We start from the raw sequence: 8,100 nt of genomic DNA on the forward strand, positions 1-8,100 counted from the left end.
TCAGCCTGCTGGAATCGATGAAGCGCCTGTTGGCCCTGGTCATGGATGCAATACGATCTACAGGAGAATTCTCGGAGCAAATAATTTCATCAATGATCGATGTAATCATGGGGACGGCTGTTGATATCCTGAATTCACACCAGGCGTGCACCGCTGTTTTAAACGGTAAAACAGCAAAATGAGGCAACCCCGAAAGTTGAGGTCATACTATGCTTGCCCAAACTGCAAGACCTTCCATACTCCATACGAAGATGTTCTCAATTTGAGAGATGGCAAATACCAGTATGATATTCAAAAAAAAAAAGGGCCAACCGCATTGCTGGCGAAAAGCAAAAGGTATCCGTGGTTACTTGCTTGACAAGGACAAGATTGTCCACCTTTTAAGTTGGCATCAAGTCAGTAATATCAAAGAATCTCGAGGCTTCTTAGCTGACCTCAGAAGCCAGGACATCATCCCGCTCGACAAGGTCCGCCTCTGCTTTGCAGGTGATGGTCCTTTAAATGAAGAATAAAAAAACAAATTAACAATCATGTTTTGGCAGAGCATATTCCCTTACTGGACTTTAGAAAAGATGTACAGGAAACTTTATTATCGTTAAATATTTTTATACTTCTTTACCTATTTGAAAGATTTTCAAATATTATTCTTTAAGATATGTCAAACTCAAGATCATTATTTGATACAGTACTTGATTGTACTCCTGAAGCTGTTAAAGATGGAATATCTGGTTTAATCAAAATCACCAGTCGATTTTGAAAAAGCAATGCTAAAATGATTGCAAAAGAAGACAATGGCGAAAGCTTAGAAAGTGTAAGTCGAAACGTTATGTAGGATGAGTTTTCACGTTAAATACAGTATGGAAAATTTGAATATGTGTACGATGAATTTATTGATTAATAATAAGTGGAGGAATAATGAAAATTGTTTATTTCAATTATTTATATGATATTGATGGAGTCTCTATCGGTCCAAAAGTAAAAACTCTGGAACTGTTTTCAGAATTTGAAAAGCTGGGACATGAAGTAAAAATATACTGGCTAAATCGACAAGCTACAAAAGAAATAAGTACTACACCATCGGAAAAGCAGACGATCAAAAAAAAACTTTCCAAATATCTTCATGAGCCAAAGCAGATTCTAGTTAATTTAAAATATTTCTGGAAAGAAAAACAAATTGTAGAACATGAAAATCCAGATTTAATTATCACCAGGATTGATCCTTATAGGATTTCTTCTTTATTTGTTTCAAAATTAAAAAATTTACCCATAATAGTCGAGCTTGATAGCCCTTTTGTTTATGAAATGTTAAAATTTCAGCCACATTATAAAGCAAATGAAAAATTGTTGAATTATATTCAAAGAGAGAATATAAATAAGTCAAATTTAACATTTACAGTAAGTGATGAAATTAAATATAGCTTTAAGAATCATAATGTTGATTTAAATAAAATAAAAGTAATTTACAATGGAGTAAATACCAAAAAATTTAACCCTGATATCAATACTGATAATCTTAAAAAAAAATATGGGTTGAATAATTCAGTTGTTATCGGTTTCTTAGGTACATTTCAATTATTTCATGGAATTGATAACTTAATTAGCTTGATTGAAAAAACGGTTTCACAGGATAAAACCGTTAAATTTTTAATGGTTGGTGCTGGCGGTCCGATGAAAGATATGCTGGAACAATCTATTAAAGAAAAAGGATGTGTGGACAATGTTATATTTACCGGAAGCGTGGATTATGATCAAATCCCTGCTCATATCTGTTGCATGGATTTGGTTCTAGCCCCATATCCGGATTTAGATTTTTTCTACTATTCGCCGTTAAAAATATTTGAGTATATGGCTTGCGGCAAGCCAGTTGTTGCATCTGCATTGGGACAGATAAATGATCTTATTGAAGATGGGAAAACAGGTTTTTTATGCAAACCAGGTAATGTGGAAGAAATGTATAAAAGAATTTATGAATTAATAAGTAATTCAGAATTGCGCAAGAGTATGGGGAGAAACGCCAGAGAGTCGATTATTGAAAGACATAGCTGGCAGAAAAAAGCAGAACAGCTTTCAACCTTGTGTGAGAATGTTGTGAGTGGACGTCAGGATTGAAATGATTGTTGGAGAAAATGTTAGGAGTATGGCATAAAAGTGAGAAATGTAATACACGAAAGACGTATTTTCATACTTTTCACAGTTGCTATTATTTCAATTGCTATACCTCAACTTTCGGGGTTGCCTCATTTTGCTGTTTTCCCGTTTAAAACAGCGGTGCACGCCTGGTGTGAATTCAGGATATCAACAGCCGTCCCCATGATTACATCGATCATTGATGAAATTATTTGCTCCGAGAATTCTCCTGTAGATCGTATTGCATCCATGACCAGGGCCAACAGGCGCTTCATCGATTCCAGCAGGCTGATATCGGCCACCTCATCACAACAGGCATGGAACAGGCTGTCTAGGATGGGTGCATCCGACGTTTATGGAATGCGTAAGCTGAGCACACTGAGGAACGATTTAGTTAGTAATTTTAGACAGTTAAGTTAACTTTTCAGTTCAAAAGTAAACGCTTTTATGGTATAATACTCTGCAAAATCAGGGGGTTATGCCATGGCGAGAGCGCAAAAAACACAGGTTGGGAAAGAGAGCTATAAAGACATGTACGATACAAGTCTTGATCAAAAAATTGATCATATTATCCAGTGTGTTGATGCGCCTAATAATACCCTTTTTGAGATAATCGAAAACATTAGAAGAAAGTACCCTGCAATAGACCCGGAACTGGTTCAGATTATTGTTCAAGGCGAACTTGGCAGGCACATCACCTCGCTAGCGTGTACCGGTTGTGGTTCCAGGGTGCATAAGAAATATGCCTCTTCAGGCAAATCTGTGGGTGAACTCCGGGACAGGCAAGTTGCCAAGCGTATGATATAACGCTGTTTCCCTCAATTTATCGCTGCGAAAACCGTAAGATTTTCTGACAGTCAGTTTTGCTTTGTTGTTGAACCCCTCTACAATACCGGATGAATACTCCTTTTTCGCCCGGAAATAGTTGAGGACAAGTTCCTTGTGATCCCGAATAGACTTTTTCCCTCTATAGAGCACTATGGAAAATTTAAGCAACTTTTACGGGTATCAAGCAGAAACCAAAATTCGAGCATCCAAAACCAGAGTTCCCGCTGCTATTCATAAGCGCCGCAGTTAACTCTTCCGCCAGGGGCAACAATAACCCCGCTACTGTCTGTTATGGGTACACCATTATAGTCCTCTATGTTTGGGACACCCTGCCACACGGAATTATTACAGGCATCTTTTGCCGGTGAACCAGCCTGTAATTGAAAGTCGTTACTATCGGGGGAATTAAATAACGGATTTTTAGAAATCGTATTCGTCCCCTTCAAATCGGCAAACGTACCGCTACCACCCGTTACGCCGTAAATTACGTTGTGACTCAAGGTAACCACTGAAGGGCTAACATTTTTATCCACACCGATTTGAAAATTGTAAGCACTGGAGAGAATATTGTTTTTAAATGTTATACTTTTTATTAGCTGATCAAATATTCTTACCCCGCCGTACCAGTTGGTGCCGCTTGTCCCATTACGATACAATGTATTGTTATAGACGAATATATCATAAACCGAAGCACCAGTCGGACCTCCATTATGAAATACTATCCCGCCCCTTTTGGCATTCTTAACGATGTTATGCCGCACCGTAACATTATGTAAAGCACCTCCTTGTTCTGCACCTATAGATATTCCACCTGCACCTATGTCACGAACATAGTTACTGTATACTTGAATATTATAAGTATCTACATTGTATGCGTCGACGTATATGCCGTTGGAACCACCAGTTATACCCCATACGTTGTTATGGTGGATAGTGCCATTCTTAGAGCCTTGCTTAGAATCTATGCCAGCACCTCCAGGAGGATTATGGGACGGATTACAGTTCTTATATGAATCGTTGTAGGCAACCTCAAATCCGTTTACATTAGCCAGCGATATTTGCTCGCTGGCACTATTACAATTGGTCATCGAAACGTCATTGTGGAGTACCCTAATATTGGAATTGGCATTCATTTTAATTCCGGCAGATTCTGTCTTGTATACCTCACAGTTTGACACCGTGATATAGGAACCACCATAAAATCCAATCCCAGAATTCTCGTTACCTTTATTAATCCCAGAGTTTTGCACTCGAATATTTTCTATGATGATATAATTTTTTCCGCTACCCCTAATCAGTCCATGATTCCTTGAAAGATTAACACCAGTACCATCAATGACGGGTTTATTCCCTGTTCCGTATGCTCCAAACGTGATACTGCCGCCACTCGCTGAGCCGCTGCTCGGAATTAGTAACTGCTCTTTCCAAGTGGCACCACGCTTGAACAAAATACGGTCACCAGGAGAAAAACGAGAATTATTTACTTTACTTATGGTCGCCCACGCAGTATCAGGGGTTAATCCATTAGCATTGTTATTGCCGTTTTTGGCAACAAAGTAGGTCTTGCCAAGACCTAGCGACTGGAGATCTGTGGGAGCTCCTGGTTTTGCATGGAGTGTTGAAGATGAGGCATAGCAAAAAAAGATTAGAAATAAAAAATTTATGAGTATTGATTTTTCCATCTGTTTAAAACTTTTTAAAAACATTTTGTTCTCCTTTGCAGATCCAAGAGGATTTAATCCAAAGTAATATTTACATACTCGGGTATGCTCATCGCCACCACTTAAACCTAGCCTAGTGACGAACAGTTTTACCTGATTTAAATAATTACCTTCCAAACCCGTACTTATTGTAGGGGTGTTATTTGACACAAGTAAAAGTAGAAACTACCACTACAATCGTTCATAAATAGGGGTTGGGTTACCAATATTCACCTAACCAGTATATAGCCCGCCATTTGTTAAGCCATAATGAACTTTGTGTTATGCAATATATGATCCAACGCATAGTGCCCAGAAAACCGCTTCGTGTAATCGCAAATATAACACCTGCTACAGTTGTTACAGAAAAAATATTCCCATAGTAAAAACTATCATGAGACACTTTCGTGTCTTCTTTTAGCAACACACTTTTTTCATAACAAGGCCCGCGAAAAGAGTGAGCAGATTATTGTATTCTGCACAAAGCCAGAGGGAAAGGGTATAAAAAGCCGCGCACCTACCGCCAACGATCCAGAAAGCAACTCCTCTCAGTTGCCAAAGACAAACGGATCGGTCACAAGAAGGTTCGCAAATGTATCCGTCAACAGCTGGGTTATCTGCGACGCAATCTCAACACTATTGATCAACTTGGCAAGCATCCTGGCTTTGCTGCACTGAATCGTTGTCAATATAAGGAGTTGCTCGTGATCACTGAAGTGTTTAGCCTGCAACAATGGATGCACGAGAACCGCAAGCATCGTATTGTCAGTATCGGCCAGCCGCATGTTCGACCGATAACTCGTGACAAAGCTGCCGATACTGAGTTTGGGGGGAAGTCAGCATTAGCCTTGTCGAGGGCATCAGTTTTGTCGACCATATCAGTTGGGACAACTACAATGAAGGCGGCGATCTCATCCCCCAGATTGAGTCGTATAGGAAGCGATTTGGTTGTTATCCGAAATCGGTGCATGCCGATAAAATTTATCGTAACCGAGAGAACGTCCGATATTGTAAGAAGCACCAGATTCGACAGTCAGGGCCGAGGCTTGGGCGTCCCCCAAAAGTGACCCCGAAAAATGCCGAAACACTGAAAGCTGCCAAACAACAAGCCAGGCAGGCAGGATGAAATTGACAGAAATGGTGACGGTCAATGATAACACCTGCTACAGTTGTCACAGAAAAAATATTCCCATAGTAAAAACTATCATGAGACACTTTCGTGTCTTCTTTTAGCAACACAGTTTTTTCATAACAAGGCCCGCGAAAAGAGTGAGCAGATTATTGTATTCTGCACAAAGCCATACTTGCGTTTTCGCGCCAAATCCGAGACCAGCTCGCGAAGCCGCCTGCAAGGCGGGCTGACAGGATCCAGTTTTTTTCGCGTGTGCCTACATCATTGCAGTATCTTTTTTCACGGTCTGGATGCCAAAAACCTTGCGGGGACAGGCAAATGCAAGCTGTTTTATAGTTGACTTCGCTTCATTTGGTAGTTCATTTAATTGGTAAAAATGGTGCCCTGGCGTTGCGAATTCTGTCGCTTGTATTTTACTCAGGACCAGCCGGATTTTCCGCCAGGGTTTATCACATGCCAACTCCGCTATACGCTCTATAAGGAGAGCCAGCACACATATTTTGACATGCGACTCGATACGATCCGGTAGCCAGTGATACATTGGCATCATTTTTATCTGGGTCTTTTTCAAGGGGCGAAAGCAGCGCTCAATAACCATAAGCCCCCTATAACCGCGGGCGGCATCTTCGACGCTTATATTTTTATCATTGGTTTCCAAGACCCATTTGCCATCATATTTTGCTGCATCCTTGATAGCTTTGCGGTCGATATGGATCGTGTTGTGTTCCGTGATGGCAAGGTAACGCTTGAACCGCCGTGAAGCCAACAGCTCTATGGCCCATTTATTACTGATCTTTCGATCTTTATGCTTGGAAAGCTCTTCTTCAAGCATGGTTACCAATTCTTCTCGATGCAAGGCCTGTCTTTTCGCTTCGTTGGGATTGTAGCAAAGGATGTAGCGTTTGCCGTTTTCGAGTAAGACCTCCTTGGCGTGAAGACTTTCAGATATCTCTCTATAACGGCCAGGGGTAGAAAGTACTGTTTGCTTTACTTCACTCACACTTGCCATCCTGGTTGCGAGGAGATATGTTCCGCAGGCTTTAGCAAGTTCCGTGCGATTATCTGTGGAGTTCATGCCTGAGTCAGCAACAAACAGTGCACGTCCAAGATTCCAGCCACGGAGATCCTTTTTGATAGTCTCTACGGTGCTGACATCGGCAGTATTTCCTGGGAAGACCCAGCTTTTGACCGGTATTCCTTCCCCGGTGACAGCCAGGGCAACGACAATTTGGGGTGCCCAGAAACCTTCCTCCGCATTTTCATGCAGAATATCCATAGCCTCATAAAGTTGGCGTAATTTGAAATGACCACACTCTGGCAGGTAAACCGTATTGAGCCACCTCTCCCACACTCCGAGCTTAGATTCCGGACAACAAAGGCGATTGGCAACCATAGCCAGTATGGCTTTATCGTAATCGACGCCCTTGTCATGGGTTGCTTCACGGATAACTTTACCGATCCCAAGCTGCTCCCAAAGTTCTGCTATGACACGGACCGTTCCGTATTCTAATGTCCTGAGTATCTTGACATCGGCAGGTAGTCCGCCCTTTGAACAAGCCGCATCCAAAGGATCAATAACCTCAACCCCACAGACCCTGGCAATGGATCGGCACAAGCGGACGAGTTGCTCTCGATCAAGTTCATCTGCTCTGCCGAAGCTGTGGATAATCTTGGCAGTAGTCAGTTTGGTCTCTGGATGCCGTACGTTATGGGCGAGCTGGTAATATTTGGTTACCGAGCCGTCTTTGTTCTTTCGTTGTGTTGTTCGCAAGTACATGATTGCCTGTAAAAATAACACAACATACTATATTATTAAGTGTAAATTCGTATAGCGTGTGCCCACAGTTTTTGGCCGTTTTGAAGGGCTCAAAAACAGCAACTCCTTAAAATTACGCAAAAATAAAATTTGCATTGATCCGAGATGTGCCTACATTCCGAAAACGCAAGCCAGAGGGAAAGGGTATAAAAAGCCGCGCACCTACCGCCAACGATCCAGAAAGCAACTCCTCTCAGTTGCCAAAGACAAACGGATCGGTCACAAGAAGGTTCGCAAATGTATCCGTCAACAGCTGGGTTATCTGCGACGTAACCTCAACACTATTGATCAACTTGGCAAGCATCCTGGCTTTGCAGCACTGAACCGTTGTCAATATAAGGAGTTGCTCGTGATCTCTGAAGTGTTTCGCGAGTTATAGTCAAGTCTGGTGTTCGAAGAATGATTCCTAAACGACAGCTCTGTCAGATTCTTCGCTCACTATTGGAGCCACAGGCTCCCCATCTTTAAATTGAACTCCTTGTATTACATCTGCAAGC

The 8,100-nt window shown here is 41.5% G+C and carries 10 protein-coding genes and 1 pseudogene; 6 read left to right on the plus strand and 5 right to left on the minus strand.

The window, feature by feature from the left end; translation table 11 throughout:
• The 3 genes from JWH17_RS22295 to JWH17_RS22305 all read left to right on the plus strand — a co-directional run.
• Positions 1-182 (plus strand): hypothetical protein (locus JWH17_RS22295; protein ID WP_205224912.1); only part of this gene is annotated, 182 nt, incomplete at its 5' end.
• Positions 183-284: 102 nt separating this feature from the next.
• Positions 285-512 (plus strand): hypothetical protein, encoded by a 228-nt coding sequence (locus JWH17_RS22300; RefSeq protein WP_205224913.1) that lies wholly within the window; start codon positions 285-287, stop codon positions 510-512.
• A gap of 403 nt (positions 513-915) precedes the next feature.
• A complete protein-coding gene (locus tag JWH17_RS22305; RefSeq protein WP_205224914.1) occupies positions 916-2,109 on the plus strand; it encodes a glycosyltransferase family 4 protein in 1,194 nt (397 codons plus the stop codon).
• Between the two features lie 128 nt (positions 2,110-2,237).
• Here JWH17_RS22305 and JWH17_RS22310 read toward each other — a convergent pair whose 3' ends face one another.
• Positions 2,238-2,429 carry a hypothetical protein gene (locus tag JWH17_RS22310; protein ID WP_205224915.1) on the minus strand — a complete coding sequence of 64 codons (192 nt, stop codon included), beginning with the start codon at positions 2,427-2,429 and terminating at the stop codon, positions 2,238-2,240.
• Between the two features lie 181 nt (positions 2,430-2,610).
• Between JWH17_RS22310 and JWH17_RS22315 the strand changes: the two genes are divergently transcribed.
• A complete protein-coding gene (locus JWH17_RS22315) occupies positions 2,611-2,934 on the plus strand; it encodes a hypothetical protein (RefSeq protein WP_205224916.1) in 324 nt (107 codons plus the stop codon).
• On the opposite strand, the pseudogene JWH17_RS24760 reads toward JWH17_RS22315, so the two are convergent.
• The 3 genes and pseudogenes from JWH17_RS24760 to JWH17_RS22330 form a co-directional block, all read right to left on the minus strand.
• A pseudogene (locus JWH17_RS24760) lies at positions 2,878-3,087 on the minus strand (transposase); the annotation flags it as partial. The gene JWH17_RS22315 and the pseudogene JWH17_RS24760 overlap by 57 nt on opposite strands.
• A 95-nt stretch (positions 3,088-3,182) precedes the next feature.
• Positions 3,183-4,661: a right-handed parallel beta-helix repeat-containing protein gene (locus JWH17_RS22325; protein ID WP_205224918.1), complete on the minus strand. Its 1,479-nt coding sequence runs from the start codon at positions 4,659-4,661 to the stop codon at positions 3,183-3,185.
• A gap of 542 nt (positions 4,662-5,203) precedes the next feature.
• Positions 5,204-5,440, minus strand: a complete 237-nt coding sequence (locus JWH17_RS22330; RefSeq protein WP_205224919.1) for a hypothetical protein — start codon at positions 5,438-5,440, stop codon at positions 5,204-5,206.
• Positions 5,441-5,619: 179 nt separating this feature from the next.
• Between JWH17_RS22330 and JWH17_RS24765 the strand changes: the two genes are divergently transcribed.
• A complete protein-coding gene (locus tag JWH17_RS24765; protein ID WP_205224920.1) occupies positions 5,620-5,781 on the plus strand; it encodes a transposase in 162 nt (53 codons plus the stop codon).
• A 262-nt stretch (positions 5,782-6,043) separates the two neighbouring features.
• On the opposite strand, the gene JWH17_RS22340 is transcribed toward JWH17_RS24765, so the two are convergent.
• Positions 6,044-7,564, minus strand: a complete 1,521-nt coding sequence (locus tag JWH17_RS22340) for an IS1634 family transposase (protein ID WP_205224921.1) — start codon at positions 7,562-7,564, stop codon at positions 6,044-6,046.
• Between the two features lie 58 nt (positions 7,565-7,622).
• On the opposite strand from JWH17_RS22340, the gene JWH17_RS22345 reads away from it, so the two are divergent.
• Positions 7,623-7,982: a hypothetical protein gene (locus tag JWH17_RS22345; protein WP_205224922.1), complete on the plus strand. Its 360-nt coding sequence runs from the start codon at positions 7,623-7,625 to the stop codon at positions 7,980-7,982.
• The last annotated feature ends 118 nt before the right edge of the window (positions 7,983-8,100 follow it).

It is taken from the genome of Desulfogranum marinum, assembly GCF_016918565.1.
In the GTDB taxonomy this organism is placed as follows: Bacteria; Desulfobacterota; Desulfobulbia; order Desulfobulbales; family Desulfobulbaceae; genus Desulfogranum; species Desulfogranum marinum.